The following is a 25312-nucleotide window of genomic DNA, read 5'->3' on the forward strand; positions in this document are numbered from 1 at the left end:
TATTATAGGCACTTTTTTTACTTGTCAAATTTTGTATAAAAAACATACAGGTTGAAATCATTAAATATATGAATTTTAATATAATATTTTTTTGTAATTTCAAGCTGAATAGTTAATTTTTTATTTGAAGATGAAGTGTAAGCAAATGTACCAAATATATATGTAGTGTTAATAAACGACTGCAATAATTTAAGTGATATTTAAAAGTCTTAATTTGAATGAGAAAGGCAGGTTCAATTACATTATTTGCCTGTATTGCGCTGACATTGGATGGTTATTCGCAGTACACTGATCAAAGCTTTTTGAAGAAATTTATGCGATTTAAGTATATTGAAAATGGTTCTAAATGATGAAATCAAATTTGATTACCCGTTCAGGGCATGATTTATTGGTTGCGGAGTTGCAACATTTATGGCGTGAAGAACGTCCTGAAATCACCAAGAAAGTAACGTGGGCTGCAAGTTTAGGCGATCGTTCGGAAAATGCTGATTATCAATATAATAAACAAATACTTAGGAAGATTGATCGACGTGTTCGTTATTTAGGTAAACGTTTAGAAGAGTTGAAAATAATTGATTTTGCACCTGAGCAAGAGGGTAAAGTTTATTTTGGCGCGTGGGTCGAAATAGAAAATGATGATGGCGAACAAAAGACTGTGCGTATTGTCGGTGTGGATGAAATTTATGATCACCATCCACAACATATTTCGATTGATTCACCAATGGCACGGGCGTTGTTGTCTAAACAAGTTGATGATGAAGTCGAAGTGATCACGCCATTGGGTAAAAAACAGTGGTATATCAATTCAATTCGCTATGAAAAGCCTGAAAATTCAGCTAATTAAGAATATTTGATTTTATTTTGTACATTTGATTGAGAAAATGCTGAAAAAGATTTGCCAAGTCGCAATTTTATTTATATGATAGCCGCCATTGGAAGCGTGGCAGAGCGGTTTAATGCACCGGTCTTGAAAACCGACGAGGGCGCGAGTCCTCCGTGAGTTCGAATCTCACCGCTTCCGCCAAATATTTAAATAAGCCCTTGTTTTTACAAGGGCTTATTTTTTGTCTTTGATTTTACCCCACAACCTACCCCTCATCAAATTTCGGATTGGATTGGCTTTTTTTAGCTGTATTTAGAAGATTAAGGAATGTAGTTTAAAAAACTGTATTTAAATCTAACTATATTCTTATTCAAACATTTCATAATTCTAAATATTTTCACTATTCATTCACTTAGCTTGCTTGACGCTATATAACGTGCAGATTATCCTTAGCCTGCTGACCTACATCGTCAGCGGGTTTTAGCAGACCCATTAACAAAGACAATATGTGAAATCTCATTTTGCATGTTGTGGACCCGTTCGTCCCCCTTTCTTTGCGGTAGGGCGGAGGGGGGACGCGCTTGCGCGTGCTGGTTTCTTTGTTACCAGTCTGCTAACCCTCCTTCGTTCTGCCACCATCATATTAGCAGTGATTTGGCAGGATTCTTTTAAAACAAAGGAGTACGCCATGCGCTTACATCAATACCGTCTTTTATATTTCTCTTTTTTCATGTTTGTGCCGATTGGCGATTAGACCTGATGCTGTGCAGTCAATGCATAGCTGTGTCGATAACTTTCTAAGAATAAAACTTTTTCAAGTACATATTACCGATATGAAGATGAATCTCTCATGCTGTTTTGAGGGTCATAGATCCGTGTGCTTTATCGTCTATAACACTTCAAAAAAACATAGATATTCAATCCAACATTCATGCATGGGGAGCACTGCGTCTGATTAAGACCAAGACCAGTGATGCCTATAAAAAAGAGAAAATGATGATGTTTAAAACCTTCCTAAAAACGACCCTGATTTCATCACTACTTGCAGGCGCATCATTGGTGCAGGCAGGCTGGTTTGCACAAGCCAGTGAATCTTACCTTGTTCAAGCACGTCATACAGGCGGTGGGGTTTATCATTGTCTTTATAAAACCAATCCTGGCAACCGTGGTTGGCGTAATTTCACGGTGAACTTTCAAGGTGGTTGTCCACGTTTTGTTCACTTTAATGCGCAGAATGGTCAAGTCACTGTGCCCAACTAAATAAGGGGGAACATTCAAATGACCCAAAAAACCATATTGGGCTTGGCGGCAATCTTAGCCCTGACCTTGATCAGCATCGCAGGCTTCTATTTCTTTAGCCCTAAGCACGCAACTGAAAAAACGGTTCCAGCCAACACTTCTGAGGTCAGCTCTGCACAACCTTTAGAATCCGCCAGTTCAGAAGCAGTATCCACTGAGATTGCAGCAGCAGAAGTGGATGGGATCGATGTAAAAGAATTGACCACGGGAAGCAAAAGTCTGAGTTCATCAGATCATGAACCTGAGCTGCTGAGTTTTGAGTTTAATCAAAACCTTAAGGTGGTGGATACCTTACTGTCGATGCTGCCTTATGATGAACTGCCTGAATTTGAGCAGGACAATATAGACAAGTATCAGCGCTATATCTTTGCCAAAGCTGCAAAAGATACAGGTAAATCAGTGCAAGACTTTAGCTTGCAAGAACATGGCGCACTGGAGTCGGAGCAAGCGGGTAATCGCTACTACGTCTATAAATTTGATAACGGCACAGACTGTGAAATCCATCTGGCCAGCATTGACTTAAATACAGGCGATTATGGCGTGAGCTATAACTACTGCTAAGGATGAACTTGATGAAGCAACTTTTAAAACCCTTGCTCTTCGCAGTGACTACAACGACAGGCATCATGTTGAGTGGCTGTAATGCTGGCCTTGATCCAAACACGTTTACGGTCGAACTCGATGTAATTGATACCAGTAACTGGTATGCCCAAAATCAATCCGCTACGGTATTGACCATCCGTTCCAATATTGCAGAGCCTATCGATGTCAGCCATGTTTCTGTCAATCATGGACAATGTCGTTATGAAGGCTATCGTCGATCATTGGAATATCCGCAGCATTTTAAGATGGGGCAACGTTTAAGACTGAAATTAACAGACTGTAGCTACAGTAATGTGGTGCAGGTTGATGTCGAAACAGATAAAGGCACTGCAAGCTATAGCTTTCAATAGCGACTCTCCTCGACAAAGCAAAATTTAAATCAAACCGTGTCCTCAATGGGCACGGTTTTTTTATGTCCTCAATTCGCTCTTCGCACTGAATTCATTTCGCAAGGAATACCCATGTCTTTTATTCGATGTCCCTACTGTCAGTCTACCCAGGTCAGACAAACCGATTCAGGCAATGCGCATGCCAATTATTTTGAGCAACTACAACGTTGTATCTCACCAACACAGATGGCGATGTTTGGCATGCAGGTCGCTCGCAAGTCAGGCTTTTCACCGCTCTTCGGTGCAGCTGTTGGGGTAGTGGTGGGTGGCGTACTGGTGGTGGTGAGTCAGTATGCCTTTGAAAAATACTACAGCAATGCCGAGCAGTATCTCTGTTTGGATTGCCAACAAGCGTTTGCATGGGTGCCGTAATCGCATCTCTGACTTTACACGGTTACATCTTTGAATAGATGGATTGTTTAAACCCTTACAGCACATTTCTGCATCTTTACATCTTTCACTTTTATTTGAGGAATAATCAAAATGGCACATCAACTTGAACAAATGGCGTATGTCGGACAAACCCCATGGCATGGTCTGGGCAATCAACTTAGCCAAAACCAACCGATTGAAGTCTGGGCCAAGCAAGCAGGTATGGACTGGCGCATTGAATCATCCAATGTCAGCTACATGGCTCAAAACTCACGTGGACAAAGCATCATCATGCCGTATGAAGAACAACGGGTACTGTACCGTTCAGATAACCATGCTCCTTTATCGGTGGTGAGTCAGCGTTATCAAGAAGTCCAACCGATGGAGATTCTGGAATTCTACCGTGATCTGACTGAGCAATCAGGCTTTGAACTGGAAACCGCAGGTGTCTTAAAGGGTGGGAAAAAGTTCTGGGCCTTGGCACGTACAGGACAAACTGCAGAATTGAAAGGTGGAGATGTTAGCAATGGCTATATTCTGCTGGCAACCGCATGTGACGGCACGTTGGCGACCACAGCACAATTCACCAATATCCGTGTGGTGTGTAACAACACTTTAGCGATTGCCTTGCGTGGACAGAGTTCTAATGCAGGCGTGGTCAAAGTACCGCACAGTACCAAGTTTGATGCCGACAAAGTCAAAGATCAACTCGGTATTTCAGTGAAAACCTGGTACGACCACATGTATGAAATGAAACAACTCACCCAACGTAAAGTCACCCAGAAAGAAGCAGCAGCTTATTTCGATGCGGTATTTAACAATAATAGCCTAAGTGCGATGGAACAGGAGGATAACATTATTCAGTACTACCGTAATGTCGCGTCTCAAGCCAATCCACAGACCAATAAAACTGAACCGAATGGACGTGCCATGACCAAGGTCATGAATATGTTTAATGGCCAGGGACGTGGGGCAGACTTATCTTCAGCCAAAGACACCGCCTATGGACTACTTTGCGCAATCACAGAATTTGTGGATCATGAACGTCGAGCGATGAGTACCGATCACCGCCTTGATTCTGCATGGTTTGGTGCAGGCGCAGCATTGAAACAACGCGGATTAGAGCAAGCTTTATATCTTGCAGCCTAAATTTTATCTCGTATCCCTCTTTGCCACATCTTCGGATGTGGCTTTTTTTATGCCGTTTTAAAATCAATGATAGAAGGATAAACCCATGAATCAGATTATAAACCCAACAGTAACGTCTCAATCTCAGTATTTACCAACTGTAGCCAATGACAAGCTTAAACAAAGTCAATCAGGTTCAAAACGTAGCTTAAATGCCAAACGTCTGATCAACACCAAACAACTGGACTATCAGGCATGGCTTGAAGTGCGTAAACAGGGAATAGGCAGCAGTGATGCCGCAGCTGCCTGTGGCTTGAATCCCTATATGTCGATGCTGGAACTGTGGCTGATTAAAACAGGACGGGTAAAGCAAAACATTGATGATGAAAGCTCAGGACATGCACCTTTATATTGGGGCAAGCAGTTAGAACCGCTAGTGGCTGAATACTACAGTCTGCATACCAACAGCAAAGTTCGTCGGGTCAATGCGGTGCTGCAGCATCCTGATCCTGACAAAGCCTTTATGTTGGCGAACTTGGATTATGCCGTGGTGGGCAATGAAGACGTGCAAATACTGGAATGCAAAACCGCAGGAGAATATGGCGCTAAACTGTGGCGAGATGGTGTGCCGTTATACGTGTTGTGTCAGGTACAACACCAACTGGCGGTGACAGGCAAGCAAGCGGCACATATTTGTGTGTTGCTGTGTGGGCAGGAAACCAAAATCTACAAAGTCAGTCGTAACGAAGCCCTGATTGAACAGATCATTCAGGCAGAACGATTATTTTGGGAATGTGTTGAAAATGACGTTCCACCAGCAGTGGATGCCAGTGAATCGGCAGCCAAAGCTTTACAGCAGCTCTATCCTGAACATACCCCACTGAGCTGTGTTGATCTAACGGAGGTGAAACTTGCTAATGAACTGTTTGATCAGCTGATAAAGGAAAAACAGCAGATTGGACAACACCAAAGCCAGTTTGATCTACTCAAACACCGAGTTCAGGCACTGATGCAGGAACATGAACGTGCCGTATTTCAGCAAGGTTCAGTGACATGGAAGAAGAGCAAGGACAGTGTCAGCTTAGACATCAAGTCCTTACTTCAGCACCAACCTGAACTCATCCAACAATACCCACTGCAGAAAGCAGGCAGTCGACGTTTTAACATTTATCACGATTAGCTCAAAACTTAGAGTTAATCACTCAGCAAGAAGAAATCTGAAACCCCGTGCAGCCCTGCATGGGATTTTTTTATGCCGATTTTATTTTAAGCAAACAGTGCAACACATCTAAACATCTATACGAGAGAGGAATTTCAACATGATTAAAGGTCTAGCCATTACACCGCCTATTTTAGGGCGAATCAGTATCGGCAAAGTTGTCGAAAAAAATGGCAAGCGTCTGCCAGAGAAAGACGATCAGTTCACCATTACCAGTCAAATACAGGGTAAGGACGGTTGGATTAAACACCCCTTGGATGAGCAATTGCGTAGCCAAGCACCGAATCAAAAACTGCGCAGCATCCCTGTGCGGATGATCTTCAATGATCCTGAATTGAACTTACGTGCTGAGTACACTTGTTTGACCGACAGACAGGTCGCCCGATTTGTGTGGGGAATGGTCAAACCTGCCAACGTATGACATCACAAGGTGTAGAGCAACATCCTTGTCCATCCCCCGACTTATGCCCACTTGGACAAGGCGGACATTGCAAGCCTTATGCACGCCTGCATGTCAATTTAGGTGAAGCCGATGAGTTTGGGACTTTTATTTTCAGAACTACAGGCTTTAACAGCATTCGCACTTTGGCTGCACGTTTGAATTACTACCATGCGGCATCAGGTGGATTGTTGTCGTGTTTACCATTGCAGCTCACGTTACGTGGAAAAAGTACCACCCAAAGCTATCGTCAGCCCGTGTATTACGTAGATTTAACGTTACAGGAAGGAGTGGATTTACAAACCGCGATTCAGACAGCCAAGGAGATTGACCAACAGGGGAAGCAGGCGGGGTTTGATCAGGCGGCATTGGATCAGATTGCGCGGCAGGGTTTTGCCAATGCCAAGTTTGAGGTGCATGCAGAGGAGGGGATGGAATTGCTAGAGGAGTTTTATCCACACAATGATAGTGCTGTAGATACAGAGCATTCAGCGCAATTAGGCTACGTGCAAGAGATTCAGCAAGGTTTAAAGCAGAGTGTGCAAGCAGTGAATTAGATCTGTTTGGACGCCCTCGAATTATTTTTTTCGGAGCGTCCTGATTATTTGAGCGGAAGAAAGCTCGCTTAAATAATTTTAGGAGAACATGTCATGAATGCATTTGTTGGACAAACCTTTCAAATGAATCAAATTATTAACCTTAAAGATGTCATCGAATTTACGAGTATTAGTCGAGCTAAGATCTATGAAATGATCAATTAGAAATAAAAATACTATGATCCTACATTTCCTCGATCTATGCGCTTAAGTGAATCACGTATTGGCTGGTCAGCTTAGGAAATCAATCAGTGGATTGAAGCCAAGTTGGAAAGCCGGTAATGGATGGGAGCTTCGGCTCCCTTAATTTTTTTGTTATTCAGGAGTGATAATGCAGGCTTCAAAAATAGCGATCAGTCCATCTAGCCGGCAGTTGAATCCATCAATATTGGCCTGAATCCAAACTTCTTTATTGTCAATTTTATCCCATTGTACGCCATAGCCGCAGTGGGCGAGTAAATGCTCAAAGAAAATACGCTGGGTGCGTCCATTGCCTTCTCTGAAAGGGTGAATGACATTAAGTTCACAATAAAAATCAGCGATTTTTTGGATAAGTACTGGTTTGGCTAAACCTTGAAAATAGTGCTGCTGCTCAAGTTGCTTGAAGAGCTTATTGGCTTCAATTTCAATACGTGGGAAGGTACAAAAGCGGGTATCGCCTTTGGCAATATCGACTTGTCTTAGTTCACCTGCCCAGGCATACAGGTCTGAAAAGAGCTGAAAGTGAATGGATTGCAGGTATTTGAGATCGTAAGGTGGCTCCGCATACTCAATGCGTGTGCTGGCATACTCAGTCAACTCCAGTTCTGCCTGTTGCAGAATTTCAGCATCCTGAATGTTCAGTTTGTTTTTGAGGACGTCCGAGTCCGGGAGAGGTGGTCCCACTTGTTTGAACAACTAAAAGCGTATTTATAAGTGATATTCCGCTCTAGTTAAGCCACCTTGTTTTGTTGGGGTAGCTGATCATAGTAAAACTCATTTGGTGTCATTTTGTCTAGACTCGAATGAGGTCGTTTCAAATTATAAAACTCAAAATATGCACTTAATTGCTTTTTCGCATCTGTGACACTGCTATAAGCTTTGAGATACACCTCTTCATATTTAACGCTCCGCCATAATCGTTCAACCATCACATTATCTACCCATCGACCTTTACCATCCATACTGATTTGAATGCCATTTGATTTCAATACATCAATAAATGCATCACTGGTAAACTGGCTGCCTTGGTCTGTATTAAATATTTCAGGTCGACCATATTTTTCAATCGCTTCATTTAAAGCCGAAATACAAAAATCCACCTCCATACTAATCGATACCCTATGCGCAAGTACCTTGCGGCTATGCCAATCAATCACAGCACATAAATAAACAAAGCCTTTTGCCATAGGGATATACGTTATATCCGTAGACCACACTTGATTACTGCGCTGAATAGCCAACCCTTTGAGCAGATATGGATATTTACGGTGAGCTTGATTAGCCTGGCTTAAATTTGGTTTGCAATATAACGCCTGAATACCCATTTTCTTCATTAAAGTACGTGTATGACGTCGTCCTATATGATGTCCTTGACGATTCAACAAATCACGCATCATACGACTGCCTGCAAAAGGATATTGCATATGTAATTCATCAATACATCGCATCAGCTTCAGATCTGATGCACTCACAGGTTTTGGGCGATAGTAATAACAACCACGGGAGACTTTCAGCAGCTTAGCTTGCTTAGATACTGAAATCTGAAGTGAGTCGTCGATTAACTTTTGTGGTTGAAGCGGCCCAGTTTCTTCAACACACCTTCTAAAAAATCAATTTCTAATGCCTGCTCACCGATTTTTGCATGTAGTTTTTTTAGATCGATGGGTGGTTCTGTTGGAGCTTTTGATTGATCGAAAGCTTGCGAGGAAGCTGAGATCAATTGATTTTTCCAGTCAATAATTTGGTTTTGATGAACATCAAACTCAGCACTCAATTCAGCAAGTGTTTTTTCTGCTTTAATCGCAGCAAGTGCTACCTTAGCTTTAAAATCATTTGAATGATTTCTTCTTGGTCTACGTGCCATAAAATACTCCATATATTGATGTTTATAACATCATTTGAGGAGCAGAATATCACTTATAGGAGTTGTTCAAATTTACGGATCCATCTCTGGGTAACAGTAAATGCTGTCACCCATTTCACCATATTTATCCATAAGGAAGCCTGATCACGATTCCGAGGTCTGTGAGAATTTCTTATATTTCTGTAGAATCTGAGCTTTACTTAATGCCGGTGCGGTTGAGGACGGGTTAATGCCTTCCAGCTTTAAACTGGCTTGATAATTCTGCAAGCGCGTAGCTTGGATATATTTTTTTTTCTGTTCGAGAGTGTTTAGCATTCTGGAATTTCCTTGAACAAAGGTGATGTAAGCCTAGTTTAGCAGATGGGCTTATAAATAGGCACGGCTTTCAAAAGCAGGGTTGTAGCGTTATGGTGGATGAACCTTCTATGAGAAAAATCTGAAACCAGACGACAAAATTTGTCGCTTAACTCTCACGCAATAAATGAATAATCAACAATCTGCTTTTAAATAATATAATATTATCCAACAGTTAAAAAATTATCAGTATTATCTCTAGCAACCGAAGTGTCGCCAGATACTGATCACTGATAAGAATTCAGGAATTGATTCGCCACTATGACCAACAATAATTTTTCACAAATCGCTTCTTTCATCTGGTCGGTTGCCGACCTACTGCGTGGTGACTTCAAACAATCGCAATATGGTCGCATCATTCTGCCATTTACCTTGTTACGTCGTCTGGAATGTGTACTGGAAGAAAGCAAGGCTGCGGTATTGGCGGAACATGAAAAGGTCTCCAAGCTGAATCTGCCAGAAGAAGCTCAAGAAAAGTTATTGCTGCGTGCCACCAACGGTCTAGCCTTCTTTAACACCTCCCCAATGGATCTCAGCAAAATGGGGCAGAGTGATATCAAGGCCAACTTAAGCACCTATGTGCAAAGTTTCTCTAAAGATGCCCGTGAGATATTTGAATACTTTAACTTCATCGAATTTGTGGGCCTCCTCGATGATGCCAACCTTTTGTATAAAGTCGTGCAAAAGTTTGCCACCACGGATCTGAGTCCAAAGAACGTATCCAACCATGATATGGGCTTGGTGTTTGAAGAACTGATCCGTCGTTTTGCCGAAGGTTCTAATGAAACCGCAGGGGAACACTTTACCCCGCGTGACATCGTGCGTCTGACCACGGCACTGGTGTTTATGGAAGATGATGACGTGCTGACCAAGGACGGCATTATCCGTACCATTTACGACCCGACTGCGGGTACAGGCGGCTTCCTGTCTTCAGGTATGGAATATCTACATGAGCTGAACCCGAATGCGGTGATGCGTGCGTTTGGTCAGGAACTCAATCCGGAATCCTACGCCATCTGTAAAGCCGACATGCTGATCAAAGGCCAAGACGTGAGCCGGATTAAACTCGGCAACACGCTGTCGAATGACCAGCTTGCTGTGGATCAGTTTGACTACATGCTGTCTAACCCACCTTTTGGAGTGGACTGGAAAAAAATCGAACAGGACATCAAGGATGAGCATGAACAAAAAGGCTTTGATGGCCGTTTCGGTGCAGGCTTGCCACGGGTATCGGATGGTTCACTATTATTCCTGATGCACCTGATCAGCAAGATGCGTGATGCCAGCAGTACCGAGAGCGGTAGCCGCATCGGGATTATCCTGAATGGTTCACCATTGTTTACCGGTAGTGCAGGCAGTGGTGAAAGCGAGATCCGTCGCTATATTTTAGAAGCCGATTTGCTGGAAGCCATTATTGCCTTACCGAACGACATGTTCTACAACACCGGGATTGCCACCTATATCTGGGTACTCAGCAATAAAAAAGCCACTGAACGTAAAGGCAAGGTACAGCTGATCAATGCCTCGAACCTCAGTACCAAAATGCGTAAGTCGCTTGGTTCAAAACGTAACTATCTGACTGAAGCTGAAATTGCCACCATCACCCAGAACTATGGTGCATTTGTCGCAGTAGATACTTTGGCAAATGATGGCGAAACCGAACAGCAAAAACCATTTGCCAGCAAGATTTTTGACAGCCATGAATTTGGCTACCGTCGCGTGACCATTGAACGTCCATTACGTTTATCGGCACAGATCACAGATAGCGCGATTGCCGCATTACGTTTTGCGCCAAAACCATTTAATGCCGTGATGCAAAGTATCGATGCGCAATTGGGCACAGCCTTTGGTACAGCGTGGACAGCAGAAACTTATGGTCAGTTGCAGGACGTGGCGCTTGAGGTGCGTGCCCTGATTAAAGCCGAGTTCCCTGAGCTAAAAGAAAAAGACATTAAAGAGGTACTGGACAGCAAAATCTGGTTATTCCAGAAAGCCTTGATGGAAAAAGCCCAAGCCTTACAGGCCGTGATTGGCACTGAGCAGTTTGATGACTTTAACCAGTTTGATGAAGTGCTGAAAAAAGCCCTCAAGCAAACCGACATCAAGCTGGATGCCAAAGAGAAGAAACAACTGTTAGATGCCATTACCTGGAAGAATCCGGAAGCAGAACCAGTGATAAACAAGGTCGTGAAACAGGCGGAAAACCCACTGTATGGCCAGTTCAGCTATCAAGGCAAAGTGGTGGAGTTTGTACAGGATGGAGATTTGCGTGATGCCGAGAATATCGCACTGAATCCAAAGGTCAGTACCACAGAGCTGATTGAAGATTACTTCAAACGTGAAGTACAGCCACACGTGCCGGATGCCTGGATCAATGCCGACAAGCGCGATGAAAAAGATGGCGAGATTGGTATTGTTGGGTATGAAATTCCGTTTAACCGTCATTTCTACGTGTACCAACCACCACGTGATTTAGCTGAGATTGATGCGGATTTGGATGCGGTGAGTGCCGAGATTATGCAGCTGCTTCAAGAGGTGCATTCATAATGGTAAAGTATCAAGCGTATGCGGAATATAAGGATTCAGGTGTGCAATGGATTGGAAATATTCCAAAAGATTGGAAATTTTTAAGAGGAAAATGGAAGTTTAAAAGCTTGAAAGAGGTTAATCGCGATTTACAGTGTATGGATCGATTAGCTTTGACTATGAATGGTGTGATTGAACGTAGCATTGATAGTGATGAGGGATTACAACCTGCTGAATTTTCAGGCTATCAAATTTTTGAAAAGGATGATTTAGTATTTAAATTAATTGACTTAGAGAATTTTAAAACTAGCCGTGTTGGATTGGTATTTAAAAGAGGAATCATGAGTCCTGCATATATACGTTTAAAACCATTCGTAGGTACAGACTCTAAGTTTTTCTATTATTTTTATTTTGACCTTTATTTAAGAGGTGTATACAACCAAATTGGTGGACAAGGGGTGCGTTCTGCTTTGAACGCAACAGACTTACTAGAGATAGAGGTTTGTATTCCATCATTATCAGAACAAAAGTTAATCGCTAATTTCCTCGACCACGAAACCACCAAAATCGACCACCTGATTGAAAAACAACAACAACTGATCGAACTGCTGAAAGAAAAACGTCAGGCAGTAATTAGTCATGCCGTGACCAAAGGACTCGACCCAAATGTCCCGATGAAAGATTCTGGTGTGGAATGGTTAGCGGAAGTGCCGGAGCATTGGGCTATACCTCAGATTGGTTATCATGCCGAAGTTACAAAATTAACAGGCTTTGAATATACAAATCTATGGGTACCAAATGATGATGGAGAAATTATTGCCCTGAGAGGATTTAATATTCAAGAAAGATACTTGGATTTAAATAAAACAGAAAGAATAAGTGAAAAACTTTCTTATAAATTAATTCGGTCAAAACTTTATAAAAATGATTTAGTTTTGCCTTGTACTGGTACTTTAGGCAATGCTGCACTAATCGATAAAGATAATACTTATCACATTAATCAGAATATCGCGAAAGTTACGTATGATAAAAAATTATTTTTTCCTGAATTTTGCTTATATTGGATGACAAGTCTACCATTTAGACAAATGATAGATTTTAATAATACTTCAGGGATGCAACCAGTTTTGCTAATTGGAGATATTCGAAAATTACCAATAGTTTTGCCTCCTTTAAGTGAGCAGGTAGAAGTCGTATCTTATTTGAATATAAAGACTCAAAAATTTGATAGCTTAATCAAAAAAGCAGAATCAGCAATTTCACTTATGCAAGAACGCCGAACAGCTCTCATCTCAGCGGCTGTTACTGGAAAAATTGACGTTCGCAACTGGCAAGCTCCAACGCTTGCAGGTGCACAGACGGAGTTAAGCGCATGAGTCTAGACGCCACCCGTGAAAGCATTTTCCAGAACGACATCATTCAACAGATGCTGGCTCAGGGCTGGCAACTCGGTACGCCACAAGGCTACAACCGTGAAACCGCCTTGTATGAGCAGGACGTACTGGATTTTGTGCAACAAACCCAAGCACAAGACTGGCAGAAGTTTCAGCGCATCTTTCCACAGGATACCGAACGGCATTTTCTAGAAGCCGTGGTTGCCCAGCTGAAGAAAGCCGACATCAATGCCACCGATGAACAGTCGCGTAGCTATGGCACTTTAGGTGTGCTGCGTCATGGCGTGAAAACCCGCAGCGCACGATTTTTCCTCTGTCAGTTTAAACCAGAACATGCGCTGAATCCCGATACCTTAGCCAATTACAAAAAGAACATCTGCCGCATTGTGCCAGAGTTGGTCTATAGCCCGTATGCTACGGCTGCCGAGTTACAGGACATGGGCAAACAGGCCAAGAAATGGCGTATTGACTTGGTATTGTTTATTAACGGCTTTCCTGTTGCTACTCTGGAACTCAAGTCCGAGTTTAAACAGGCGGTGCAGAATGCCATGTTGCAGTACAAACGCACCCGCTTGCCGAAAGATCCAGAAACCAACAAGCCTGAACCCTTGCTGATGTTTAAGCGTGGCGCATTGGTACACTTTGCCGTGAGTCAATACGAAGTCTATATGGCGACCCAATTGGCCGGAGAAGATACCTTCTTCCTGCCATTCAATAAAGGCACGCATGACGGTGGCGCAGGCAATGACGTGCCGGAAGACCAGAATCAGTACGCTACGGCCTATCTGTGGAATGAAGTCCTCACGCCAGACAATTTGCTGAATATCATTGGACGGTTTGTCCATCTGCAAATTGAAGAAAAAGAAGACTGGGAAGGCCGCAAGTACAAAAAAGAACTGCTGATCTTCCCACGTTACCACCAGTGGAATGTGGTCACCAAACTGATCAATGCCGCCTTAGAGGAGGGCACTGGACAGAAATATCTGATTCAGCACAGTGCAGGTTCAGGTAAGTCCAACTCAATTGCCTGGACAGCACATCAGCTGTCGACCCTGTACGATCAACAGAATCAGAAACTGTTTGATTCGGTGATTGTGGTCACTGACCGTACCATTCTGGATGCCCAGCTACAGGACACCATCTACCAGTTTGAACATGCCGATGGCGTGGTCGGACGCATCAACAATAAAGAAGGCGATGGCTCCAAATCGGAAAAACTGGCCAAGGCACTGGAAACCTCACAGCCGATTATCATTGTGACCATCCAGACTTTCCCCTTTGTGTTGCGTGCGATTGAAAACAGTACCAATCTGAAACAGCGACGTTATGCGGTGATTGCCGATGAAGCGCATTCTTCACAAAGCGGCTCTACGGCACGACAACTGAAAGAAGTGTTGATGCTGGAAGAGCGCGAAGAGGATGCTGAACTGTCTTCGGAAGATATTCTGGATGCGGTGGTGGCTGCACGTAAGGGCAGTAATAACCTCAGTTACTATGCCTTTACCGCGACACCGAAAGACAAAACCCTGCAACTGTTTGGCCGTGTACCCAATCCTGAGCTACCGCCATCCAAGCAAAACAAGCCGGAAGCCTTCCATGTTTACTCCATGCGCCAAGCCATTGAAGAGGGCTTTATTCTGGATGTGCTGAAAAACTACACCAACTATAAAGTGGTGTATAAGCTCAAACAGAAAATTGAAGAAGCCGACAAACAGGTCGATGCCAAAAAAGCCAAGATCAGACTGAATCAGTGGGTGCGCCTGCATGACCACAACATTTCTCAGAAAGTGAAAGTCATTGTCGAGCATTTCAAAAATAACGTGATGGGCTTATTGGGTGGGCAGGCTAAAGCCATGGTGGTGACCAGTTCACGTAAAGAAGCGGTGCGTTACAAGCTCGCTTTTGATAAATACGTGGCGGATCAGGGCTATAAGTCCATTCAGGCTATGGTCGCATTCTCGGGTGAGGTTGAGTTTAATGACAAGGATACCGACAGCAGTGGTTTAGTCGGGCAGACCTTTAATGAACGCAACATGAACCCGGGACTGAAAGGGCGGGAAATGCGTAAGGCCTTTGATAGTGATGACTATCAGGTGATGCTGGTGGCCAACAAGTTCCAGACTGGCTTTGACCAACCGAAACTGTGTGCCATGTACGTAGACAAAAAGCTGGGTGGTGTTGAGTGCGTACAAACCTTGTCACGCTTGAACCGTACCTATCCGGGCAAAGCGGAATCTGGCACCTTTGTCTTGGATTTCTTTAACGATCCTGAAGACATTCTTGGGGCCTTCCAGCCTTACTATCAAACCGCAGAACTGGCTGATGTATCGAATCCGGATCAGATCTTTGACTTGTTTGAAAAGCTGAAAGCTACCAAGATTTTTCTGTGGACGGAAGTTGAACAGTTTGTAGAAGCCTTTTTTACCAAGAACAAATCCAATGCTGCGATCAGTAATATCTGCAAACCCGCGGTTGAACGCTGGCAGAAACGTTATAGTCAGGCCATCGAAGCCTATAACACCACCCGTGACATGCTGGAACGCTGCAAGAAAACCAATGATGCAGTGCTGATTGCCAATGCCGACAATGCCTTTAAAGAGGCTAAGCTTGAAAAAGACAAGCTGGAAATCTTTAAAAAAGACTTGGGAAGCTTTACTCGTTTTTACGAGTTTATGTCGCAGATCGTGGACTACGATGACAAAGAACTGGAGAAGCTCAGTCTGTATGCGCGTAACCTGCGTCCATTGCTGCGAGAAACCGCAACGAAAGACGATGAGGTGGATCTAAGTAATGTCAGTATGAGCCATTACCGCTTGTCCAAGATCCGTCAGCAAGACATCAAGCTGAAAGAAGATGCCGAAGACAATCAGCTTGAGCCGGGCAATGACCTCGGTGCAGCCAAGCCACGTGATAAGAAAGAAGAATTCCTGTCACAGATCATTGAGCGTCTGAATGATATCTTTATCACTGATAACCTGACTGATAAAGATATGCTCAACTATGCCTATACGGTACGTGACAAACTGGCTGAGAATGAAATTGTCATGAAGCAGATCGCCAACAATACCCGCGAACAGGCCATGCTGGGTGATTTCCCGAAAGCGATGGATGATGCCATTCTGGGTAGCAGTGCAGCACATCAGGAACAGATGATGCAGTTGCTGTCTGATCCGGCGAAAGCCAGCATATTTGCACGGGTGATCTTTGATATGTTGAGCAGTCCAAGATGACTGCTAAATTAACCAAGGGGGCAGTTTTTAAATGCGGTTAGGGGGCATTTTTACACTGCCGCTAACAACACCCGTTATCCCCAGTTCCATACCACCCTTGCCGATGCCATTGCCTTTACCTACATCACCCGATTCAACATCGGAAACCTCGCAACGGCCAAGCAGAACACGACAACAGCATTATCCTAAAACCCAGCAAGGACAAAGACAAAGCCGAGTCGGAACACTGTGTCCCAAACGTTTGGCAGAAACCAAACATATGAGCCAAGCTGAATGGTTAATCCTCCGACGCCAAGGCTTTGGCAGTAGTGACTGTGCTGCCGCTTGTGGGCTGAATCCCTATATGTCGATGCTGGAACTGTGGCTGATTAAAACAGGACGGGTAAAGCAAAACATTGATGATGAAAGCTCAGGACATGCACCGTTGTACTGGGGCAAACGCCTTGAACCCTTGGTCGCTGAATACTACAGCATGCACACCAATTATAAAGTCCGTAGAGTCAATGCTGTGCTACAACATCCCGAAGCTGATAAACACTTTATGTTAGCCAACTTGGATTATTCGGTAGCAGGTGATGCAGATGTACAAATTATAGAATGCAAAACCGCAGGGGAATATGGCGCCAAATTGTGGCGAGACGGTGTGCCTTTATACGTGCTGTGTCAGGTACAACATCAATTGGCAGTGACAGGCAAGCAAGCGGCACATATTTGTGTGTTGCTGTGTGGGCAGGAAACCAAAATCTACAAAGTCAGTCGTAACGAAGCCCTGATTGAACAGATCATTCAGGCAGAACGATTATTTTGGGAATGTGTTGAAAATGACGTTCCACCAGCAGTGGATGCCAGTGAATCGGCAGCCAAAGCTTTACAGCAGCTCTATCCTGAACATACCCCACTGAGCTGTGTTGATCTAACGGAGGTGAAACTTGCTAATGAACTGTTTGATCAGCTGATAAAGGAAAAACAGCAGATTGGACAACACCAAAGCCAGTTTGATCTACTCAAACACCGAGTTCAGGCACTGATGCAGGAACATGAACGTGCCGTATTTCAGCAAGGTTCAGTGACATGGAAGAAGAGCAAGGACAGTGTCAGCTTAGACATCAAGTCCTTACTTCAGCACCAACCTGAACTCATCCAACAATACCCACTGCAGAAAGCAGGCAGTCGACGTTTTAACATTTATCACGATTAGCTCAAAACTTAGAGTTAATCACTCAGCAAGAAGAAATCTGAAATCCCGTGCAGCCCTGCATGGGATTTTTTTATGCCGATTTTATTTTAAGCAAACAGTGCAACACATCTAAACATCTATACGAGAGAGGAATTTCAACATGATTAAAGGTCTAGCCATTACACCGCCTATTTTAGGGCGAATCAGTATCGGCAAAGTTGTCGAAAAAAATGGCAAGCGTCTGCCAGAGAAAGACGATCAGTTCACCATTACCAGTCAAATTCAAGGTAAAGATGGATGGGTCAAGCACCCTTTAGATGAACAACTTCGTACCAAAGCACCTAATCAAAAACTTAGAACGATTCCTGTGTATGATCTTTAATGATTTTGAACTCAATACAGTTTTAATGGCATTCAAAATGCTTTTCTCCAATTGAATATCGATGTCAAAATTTCACTATTATGAACATAATAGTCTGATTTAATGTTAATTTTATATGGTCAATGCTATAGAAAATATAGAGCAATCGATATACGATACTATAATTCATTATTCGCAAATTAAAATGAAGAAAGGTAAATAATAAATGTTAGAGAGAATACATAAAGTAAAAGGGGTCGGGTTGCTGCATGATGCTGATGGACGCCAACATGCATTTCAAAAGGCAACTTTTATATATGCCGATAATGGAAGGGGTAAATCAACGCTAGCCTCATTGTTTCGCTCATGCAGTACAAATAACCCAGCTTTAGTAATCAACCGTCGTACGATTGACGGAACTAACAACCAAGAAGTTGACTTTCAATTTTCAAATGGGAATTGGTCAAGATTTAAAAATGGTAGTTGGGATATTAGTCGCCCTGAGATTCTTGTTTTTGATTCTGATTTTGTTGAGCAGAATGTTTATGCAGGAGGGCAAGTATCAACAGATCAAAGGAAAAATTTATTAAAATTTGCTATAGGTGCAACAGCAGTTACTGCTCAACAAGAATATGATCAAGCTGATCAAGATTTGAGGAGTGCCATGGGGGTTGTTAGTAGTATAACTAACCAGTTGGCTCTCATTCATCAGGGACGTACTTTACTTCAGTTTAGACAGCTTCAAGATATACCTGATGCTAATGAGCAGATTATTGAACTTAATGGCAAAATTGCTGAAGCTCGTAATATTGTATTGATTCAAGCCAAAGCATTACCACAGTTACTTGAATCTCCAAGTATTGATATTAATCCCATTATTGAAATTATGGGAACTTCAATTGCTAACATTAACCAGACTGCTGAACAACAAGTAAAAGCACATTTAGATAAGCATCAGAAAAATGGTTTGGAGAAATGGATAAGTGATGGACAAGGTTATATAGAGTCGGATAATTGTCCGTTTTGCGATCAATCACTTGAGGGGGTCGAGATTATTCAAGCATATCAAAGCTATTTTAATCAAGAGTATAGAGGCTTAAAATCTGATGTGGCGCGGTTAGGGAGCTTAATTAATCAAGTCTGCTCGGATGGGATAATTGACAGATTGAAGACACGTTGTGAAACAACTAACGCTGTTATTGGTGGTTGGCAAGAACATCTAGAAATCGCCTATCCAATTTTTAATGAAGCAGAAGCCCGTGGAGCTCTTTCAAATATTAGATGTATATTAGAGACCTTAAAACAGCAAAAAGAATGTAATTTATTAGAATCAGTCGATATCGCGGAGCAGTCAAATCAAATTCATGATGAATGGCAGGTGATCATCAACGCTGTAAATTCATGCAATGACAACATTAATAGTGCGCTCCAACAAATTACTCAATACAAGGAAAGTTTGGGTGGGTTGAATATTGGGCTACTAGAGCAACAAATTAAAGAATTGGAATTAGTAAAAATTCGCTTTAGTGCACATACTATTGACTTATTTAATCAACTTGACACTAGTAAACAGGCTGAATCTACTGCTCAAAGTGTGAAACAAGCCAAAAAAGAAGCGTTAAATCTAGTCATGGAAACCACTTTAAATAGTTACAAAGACCGTATTAATCAACTACTGCGGAGTTTTGGAGCGCAATTTCTCATTCCAAGTATCGATTTTAATTATCGCAGTGGTTTGAGAAGTGACTACTCTTTGGAAATGCGTGGAGCAAACATTGCATTAAGCGGCGGTGTTCCAGACTTTAAAACATCACTAAGTGAAGGTGATAAGAGAACTTTAGCATTTGCATTTTTCATTGCATCAACGGAGTCTACTTCTGATCTGGCTAATAAAATTATCATTATTGATGATCCGATGTGTAGTTTTGATTTGAATAGAAAGCAGCAAACACGAACAGTATTAAAGAGATTGTTCAATAGCAGTAAGCAGCTAGTGATTATCGCTCATGATATTCATTTTTTGAGGAACTTACGTGATGATCTGATTCGCAGTAATATTCCATCTAATAACATTAAGTTTCTTACATTGAAAGCCGTTACTAATCGTTATAGTAATTTTGATCAGATAGATATTGATCAGGAATGTGAGAGTGCATATTTCAAAAGTCATCGGCTACTAGAGGAATATAAGGCTGGTAATGCTCAAAGTAGTATGGAAGTCGCAAGATCAATTAGACCTATGCTTGAAGGCTATTTGCACAGAAGATTCCCTGGACTTATAACTCAAGGTCATTTATTTGGCACTATCATTCAGCAGATAAACACTGCTCAACATCCTAATCCATTAGTTTATGCTCAAAATATTACCAATGAATTGAATGAAATAAATAGCTATGCTGGCCAATTTCATCATGACACAAACCCTGCTGCTGATCAGGTCCAAATTGTAGATGGTGAGCTGCTAACTTTTGTGGAACGAGCAATTAAAGTAGTCCATGCTGGTTTAGTTTAGCTTTCTGATATACAGATAAAGAGAAGTGTTGATTTCTAGTCCTCTCTTTAGTGTTTATTACCTAGTAAAGCTATAGGTATATTTGCGATTGGCTGTGGTTATAGATTTAGAATTATTGTTTATATTTAATTGATTATGTGCTATTGAGTCAACAGTTTGAATAGTTAATTCAAGAACGTCATCAAATTGAGAAGCATCAGGATTAAACATCAACTGCAAGTCAAGATGCAGCAGGCGGCAGTCTATCACTGCATCTGATACTTCGAGGCAAGTTATAATTCACTCCGCCTAGTAACGTCTGTAAAGATGTAGTTGAGTAAACTTGGTCATATATCTATATTTAAAACCCTGAGAGTCGAAACTTTCAGGGTTACACGAATGTTATTAATCATAAAATAATTGATTAATATGAACTTTTTTCGACTTTAAACGTTGTGTTGGTGTACTTGAACCGAACCCAATATTCCGGACCAATCAAACTGTATTTTAAAGTGGTAAGACGCATACCAATGTAGTTCTGATTTGTATCGTAAAAATTGGATTCTATACCATAAACTAAAGATTCTACCCCTGAGTTCATGCAGGCAATATCACTCCACGCAACACTGGTTTTCCCTTCTCGGAATTCAAAAGGTTCAACATCTGTATAAAGTTGAGATTCAGCAAAAGGGGTAAAGTCGGTATCTTCGCGTGCTACAAAAAATATGAGCCGAATACTCTTAAAACCTCGAATAGTCGTTTCCTGTTTCGACAAAATACCTAGAGTGTGATTTTCAGCATTGTTAGCCCAGACTGCTTCGATAATTTTACTCGACGTGGCCCGCAGCATATCCTCAACAGTTACAGGACTAAATGTTTTCTGATCCATTGAAAAATCATCAACATTCATAAACTCAGCAGAAACAAGCAATGAATGAACCTGAAACATTGGATTGTTACATAAGACAGCTTCTTCAAAACGATTATAAGCCTTCCTAGAGTTGCTAAATGAAGAATCCCAGTGATTTTTCAAGCTCACAAAGTCTCGTGTTTTAGACCTCACTTTCAAGTCCTGACAGAACCCATCAACAACTGCTTCAAACTGTTGATACAATCCAAGTGGAAAGTTGATGAGTGCATGCTTATACAGCAAATCAACCATCAGCTTGATCTCTGGTCTGATGATCACGTCTGAAAATTTACCCGTCAGAAAAGGATTAATCGGAATATCTTGAATAATCTTGAGTAAATTAACACCCTTGGGCGTTAGATAAACATGAGGCACCAGATAGTCGTAAGTTGGTTGTTTGGAGATAATCTTAAAAGTCTTATTTTCGGTAATCATGAGATACAACTTCAGATAATCATCCAAGCCAACAGGAGGGCGATTATTGGGTATATAGCCAATAAAAGGCTGGATATACGCTTGAGTGATATGGTGAGTACTGAGTAGAGATGCATAGGATTCGTCAGGCTGTAATCTAATCATGCTTCATCTCCCGCAAAGGCATTGAGTTCTAGGTGGTTTTTTCTCGGACGGCCACGAGTCTGTGGTTTTAAAGGCTGACTAATCTGGAAACGTCTTCCATTTTTCATATTGCTGAAAATGAATAACTGACTGGTTTTACAGTGATATTCAAAACTCTCTTCAAGCCACTTTCTTTTCTGCGTTTGGTTATATTCAATCGTGCCTAAAAAACAGTTTTCGTAAGTATGCTTCCGCATATTACAGATGTAGGCATAACCTTGATCATTGGTCACTTTTTTCCATAGTTTCTCAATTCCTTGTGCGAGGCTAATGTCTTCCTGATTTTTATTCCCATTGAAAAACCAGAATGTATGCAAGTGGAATCCACGTCTTGGCGTATATTCAAAACGAAAAATATAACCGATGGCTTGTTTCAACACAGGATTATGCCGCTTGTTTTCTAGTAGTTGTTCAACACACTTTTTAAATGCATCAAAATCATTTTTAGATAAACAATCTTCAGCTTTGAAACAGGTTTGCAGTAATGTTTCAGGTTTATGTTTGAGATATAAATCAAGTCGAACAACGACTACACGCGAATACCGTTCAATTAAAGAGTTGAACATTTCGATCATTCGAGACTTATTTTTTTTCAGATTCTTCCGCTCATCATAAACTTTGCGTCTGATGTTCGGGCGACGAAAAAAGGCACGAATTAATCCAATAAACTTATTTATTGCATTAATGTACGGGAGCAAATTCTCCTTTAGACTGGAAGGTAGAGGTGTGCCATTACGTAGAAGATCTAATTCATCCTCTGACATCTGGCTTAGTGCATAATCAAATGCTTGAATGTCAAGACCCTTTATAATGTCTGAAAGCGTAGAATAGTTTATAAGTTCTGCAATATCAGAAGGTAAATTACTCATTTGAGCAGGGTGTTTGACGGCAAAGCCATAGCGACCATTCGATAGTCTTTTCGTTTCAGTTGTGACTTCAGGGAAGTTACGTTTTTTGAACTGTTTGACCAGTTTAGCTTTCCCTATAGCAGGAGCTAGGATGTTATCCTGTGAATTTAATAAAAAGGTTGTTTTATAACCATTGTTGACTGGAGTAATTTGCAGTTCGGTTTCAAATTGCTGGAGCCATTGGTCATGTGTTCCCATATGCCGACCAGCATTTACATTTATAATGCGCATATAAATTAAACTCGATTTAAAGTTAAAAGCGCAACTGTGATCAGTATTCTGGGTATAAGCATCCAATGGATACTGTTTAGCGCAGTATCCATGATGGGATGTAAGTTGGTTAAGTTAACTTAGGATGAGTTTTAGTCATATTTACTACACCAGTACGTCTATACACCAACAACCTATATGGTCATATGAGTATTGATGTATCTGAATACTTTAAAACTACTGATCATCTATAAATCACAGAATATTCTATGTATTTATAGATATAGAGTAATAGTAAATATATAAGACCGTAATTCATTGAAAATTAAAATGATAGCCTAGCCATACTTATAATTTCAGAATGCATTGCACAGCTGCATTATGTTTTGAATTTACAAGTACAGTGTTAGCTCTCAGTATTTCCTTGATCGCGTGTTGAAATTTTGCTTTCAATCCACGCTTCAACTTCAGAGAGTAACCACCGTGAGGCATTGTTAAGCTTTAACGGCCGGGGAAATTTAGGATCATAGCGTTTAGACCGCCGGTTGAGTCGGTCATAAATGGATGACCGAGATAAACCGATCAGTTTAATCAGCTCAGGTAGACGCAGCATTTGAATTGTGTTTTGGATAGTAGACATTTAGATTTCCTTCTATAGAGTTGGTTCAATCTGGAAGGTGTTGAACCAACTAATAGACGGTACTTGATTGAAAATGCACTTGATGCAGGAAGTGCGTGGAGCCAATATATTTCTCAGTGTGAAATGATGAACTTAATCATTTAAAAGGTTTTTCAAAGACTGATAGATTTCATGATTCTTTTTGAGCATCCTTTTAGTATCACCAATAAAATTTCTTTTAGGCTGAGTAGTTGGATGCTCCTGATTCTGAAAACCTTTCTGCTTTTTAGCAGATTTATTTCGGGTGACTTTTGTTTTAAGTTCAGTTAGAGCATTTGTGCCATGGATAGATGCAGTAGGAGTAAATAAGTACGGGTCATAAACAGGCTCACTGCTTATAGTTCCTGTTGACGAATTTGTCAGATTTCGCACAATGTGCTCTTGCAGTTGCACTTTAAAATCAAGCTGTTGCTGTTTTTTCTCCTGTTTGTCTTCTAATATTTGTATTATTTGAGGTGTAAATTTAGTTTTAATCTTAGCAATAATTTTAGCCTGTTGTTTTCTGTTTAATATCTTTGTCTGATATTTTTTAAAGTTAGTCCGTAAAAGTTTGTCAATATTTCCTTGTTGTTTTATATATATTTTTTCTTTGTGATCATACGTTTGCATTAAAATCTCACGTACATATGCTGTCGCTTTTTTGTCCAGATACTCCATAAGTTGTTCGAACAGTATATTTTTTTTGGGTTTCAGGGACCGGATCTTTGAATTGCGTTGGCGTATAGCAAACTTATTTTTTAATGGACCAATGAATCGAAATGAAAGAAAAGACAATTCCTTGAGCGTATTCTGATCCTGTCTTGAAAAATTTAACGCATTCCAAAGTGACACATGATCATATTCGTATTTCTTGATAAATTCTTTAACAAAGTCGATATAAGCTTTTTCTTTGATTTCATCAGGTTCTTGTGAAAGATAGCTGAGTTGAATTTTATCGATCGTGTTTTGAAAGCTTTCAGGTAATAATTCGACTACGTAACAATCACGATGTTTTGAGTATTGCTGGAGTAAGCTTTTATAAATAATTTTTGCTTGCGTATGATTTTTAGTTTCGATGGCGGAACGATAGCTTTTTATGTCTGAAATGATTTCATGATAATGTTTAGGCAAATATTCAAAGTCCAGTTTTTCAACTTTATTATCACCTTTTTTACAAGGAATAGGTACTTGGACAGGATCCTTACATAATCTTTTTACTCGATCTTCATTCGATTCTTTAAATAGCCCTTCATCGTGTAATGCATATATTATTGTTTTAAGCATTTCGAAATCAACGGCCATCCTGATAGACTTGTTGAAATTGAAGGGTGGAGTAGAGTAGATTTTTTCAAATATATACCTTTCCAGGTCATATACGATTTTGATTTGATCCCCTACCGTGGTATTTTCAGAATGTTCCACTACGGTATCCATGATTTCTCTATCCTAATATTTTGGTTGATTATTCTTGTAAAATTTAGCCTACATGCTCCGATCCAAAGTGTACATACTTATGCGTTATTTCAGTACGGACTTTTTGGT

Annotated in this window: 20 protein-coding genes, 1 tRNA gene and 2 pseudogenes; 16 read left to right on the forward strand and 7 right to left on the reverse strand. The window is 41.2% G+C overall.

All coding sequences use genetic code 11. The annotated features are described in order from the left end of the window. Window positions 1-349: 349 nt before the first annotated feature. The 10 genes and pseudogenes from greB to BEN71_RS19520 all read left to right on the forward strand — a co-directional run bounded on the left by greB (window position 350) and on the right by BEN71_RS19520 (window position 7033). Window positions 350-844 (forward strand): transcription elongation factor GreB, encoded by a 495-nt coding sequence (gene greB, locus BEN71_RS05760; protein ID WP_068974899.1) that lies wholly within the window; start codon window positions 350-352, stop codon window positions 842-844. 90 nt (window positions 845-934) lie between these two features. After that, window positions 935-1024: transfer RNA gene (locus tag BEN71_RS05765), tRNA-Ser, on the forward strand. Window positions 1025-1822: 798 nt separating this feature from the next. Further along, the gene (locus BEN71_RS05775; RefSeq protein ID WP_068974898.1) at window positions 1823-2083 is read left to right on the forward strand and encodes a hypothetical protein; all 261 of its coding nucleotides are present in this window, start codon (window positions 1823-1825) and stop codon (window positions 2081-2083) included. A gap of 18 nt (window positions 2084-2101) precedes the next feature. Further along, entirely contained in the window at window positions 2102-2683 is a 582-nt protein-coding gene (locus tag BEN71_RS05780) for a hypothetical protein (RefSeq protein WP_068974885.1), read from the forward strand. Between the two features lie 11 nt (window positions 2684-2694). After that, the gene (locus tag BEN71_RS05785) at window positions 2695-3075 is read left to right on the forward strand and encodes a hypothetical protein (protein WP_002058070.1); all 381 of its coding nucleotides are present in this window, start codon (window positions 2695-2697) and stop codon (window positions 3073-3075) included. A gap of 111 nt (window positions 3076-3186) precedes the next feature. Beyond that, on the forward strand, window positions 3187-3486 hold the full coding sequence (locus BEN71_RS05790) for a hypothetical protein (RefSeq protein WP_002126054.1): 300 nt from the start codon (window positions 3187-3189) through the stop codon (window positions 3484-3486). Between the two features lie 111 nt (window positions 3487-3597). After that, window positions 3598-4635, forward strand: coding sequence for a DUF932 domain-containing protein (locus BEN71_RS05795; RefSeq protein ID WP_068974884.1), 1038 nt, complete (start codon window positions 3598-3600; stop codon window positions 4633-4635). 85 nt (window positions 4636-4720) lie between these two features. Further along, entirely contained in the window at window positions 4721-5794 is a 1074-nt protein-coding gene (locus tag BEN71_RS05800) for a YqaJ viral recombinase family nuclease (RefSeq protein ID WP_117276772.1), read from the forward strand. A gap of 139 nt (window positions 5795-5933) precedes the next feature. Then, a pseudogene (locus BEN71_RS05805) lies at window positions 5934-6829 on the forward strand (recombination directionality factor). Window positions 6830-6922: 93 nt separating this feature from the next. Further along, a complete protein-coding gene (locus tag BEN71_RS19520) occupies window positions 6923-7033 on the forward strand; it encodes an AlpA family phage regulatory protein (RefSeq protein ID WP_406565265.1) in 111 nt (36 codons plus the stop codon). Window positions 7034-7183: 150 nt separating this feature from the next. Here BEN71_RS19520 and BEN71_RS05815 read toward each other — a convergent pair whose 3' ends face one another. The 3 genes from BEN71_RS05815 to BEN71_RS05825 all read right to left on the reverse strand — a co-directional run bounded on the left by BEN71_RS05815 (window position 7184) and on the right by BEN71_RS05825 (window position 9248). Continuing rightward, window positions 7184-7753 (reverse strand): putative adenosine monophosphate-protein transferase Fic, encoded by a 570-nt coding sequence (locus tag BEN71_RS05815; protein WP_227542657.1) that lies wholly within the window; start codon window positions 7751-7753, stop codon window positions 7184-7186. Window positions 7754-7800: 47 nt separating this feature from the next. Further along, window positions 7801-8933, reverse strand: a protein-coding gene (locus BEN71_RS05820) for an IS3-like element ISAba14 family transposase (protein ID WP_223155595.1) whose coding sequence is annotated in 2 segments (ribosomal slippage) — window positions 7801-8681 and window positions 8681-8933 — 1134 coding nt in all. Because the reading frame shifts where the segments join, the coding sequence is not laid out codon by codon here. Between the two features lie 144 nt (window positions 8934-9077). Then, window positions 9078-9248, reverse strand: coding sequence for a YhfG family protein (locus BEN71_RS05825; protein ID WP_000935322.1), 171 nt, complete (start codon window positions 9246-9248; stop codon window positions 9078-9080). A gap of 300 nt (window positions 9249-9548) precedes the next feature. Here BEN71_RS05825 and BEN71_RS05830 point away from each other — a divergent pair, with 300 nt between their 5' ends. From BEN71_RS05830 to BEN71_RS05855, 6 genes and pseudogenes are all read left to right on the forward strand, one after another. Continuing rightward, window positions 9549-11834 (forward strand): type I restriction-modification system subunit M, encoded by a 2286-nt coding sequence (locus tag BEN71_RS05830; protein WP_068975514.1) that lies wholly within the window; start codon window positions 9549-9551, stop codon window positions 11832-11834. Beyond that, window positions 11834-13189, forward strand: coding sequence for a restriction endonuclease subunit S (locus BEN71_RS05835; protein ID WP_068975515.1), 1356 nt, complete (start codon window positions 11834-11836; stop codon window positions 13187-13189). Before BEN71_RS05830 ends, BEN71_RS05835 begins: the two co-directional genes overlap by 1 nt. After that, the gene (locus BEN71_RS05840; protein WP_068975516.1) at window positions 13186-16437 is read left to right on the forward strand and encodes a type I restriction endonuclease subunit R; all 3252 of its coding nucleotides are present in this window, start codon (window positions 13186-13188) and stop codon (window positions 16435-16437) included. The genes BEN71_RS05835 and BEN71_RS05840 overlap by 4 nt, the downstream gene beginning before the upstream one ends. 103 nt (window positions 16438-16540) lie before the next feature. Then, entirely contained in the window at window positions 16541-17635 is a 1095-nt protein-coding gene (locus tag BEN71_RS05845; RefSeq protein WP_406565266.1) for a YqaJ viral recombinase family nuclease, read from the forward strand. Between the two features lie 139 nt (window positions 17636-17774). After that, window positions 17775-18012: pseudogene (locus tag BEN71_RS05850) on the forward strand (recombination directionality factor); the annotation flags it as partial. A 189-nt stretch (window positions 18013-18201) separates the two neighbouring features. Then, window positions 18202-20487 carry an AAA family ATPase gene (locus tag BEN71_RS05855; RefSeq protein ID WP_068975522.1) on the forward strand — a complete coding sequence of 762 codons (2286 nt, stop codon included), beginning with the start codon at window positions 18202-18204 and terminating at the stop codon, window positions 20485-20487. A gap of 403 nt (window positions 20488-20890) precedes the next feature. On the opposite strand, the gene BEN71_RS05860 is transcribed toward BEN71_RS05855, so the two are convergent. The 4 genes from BEN71_RS05860 to BEN71_RS05875 form a co-directional block, all read right to left on the reverse strand. Further along, window positions 20891-21955 carry a hypothetical protein gene (locus BEN71_RS05860; protein WP_068975521.1) on the reverse strand — a complete coding sequence of 355 codons (1065 nt, stop codon included), beginning with the start codon at window positions 21953-21955 and terminating at the stop codon, window positions 20891-20893. Next, entirely contained in the window at window positions 21952-23133 is a 1182-nt protein-coding gene (locus BEN71_RS05865; RefSeq protein WP_068975520.1) for a YagK/YfjJ domain-containing protein, read from the reverse strand. The genes BEN71_RS05860 and BEN71_RS05865 overlap by 4 nt, the downstream gene beginning before the upstream one ends. A gap of 385 nt (window positions 23134-23518) precedes the next feature. Then, window positions 23519-23752, reverse strand: a complete 234-nt coding sequence (locus BEN71_RS05870) for a helix-turn-helix transcriptional regulator (RefSeq protein ID WP_086322807.1) — start codon at window positions 23750-23752, stop codon at window positions 23519-23521. A 132-nt stretch (window positions 23753-23884) separates the two neighbouring features. Then, window positions 23885-25204, reverse strand: coding sequence for a hypothetical protein (locus BEN71_RS05875; RefSeq protein WP_068975519.1), 1320 nt, complete (start codon window positions 25202-25204; stop codon window positions 23885-23887). Window positions 25205-25312 lie beyond the last annotated feature (108 nt).

The organism is Acinetobacter wuhouensis, assembly GCF_001696605.3.
GTDB lineage: Bacteria > Pseudomonadota > Gammaproteobacteria > Pseudomonadales > Moraxellaceae > Acinetobacter > Acinetobacter wuhouensis.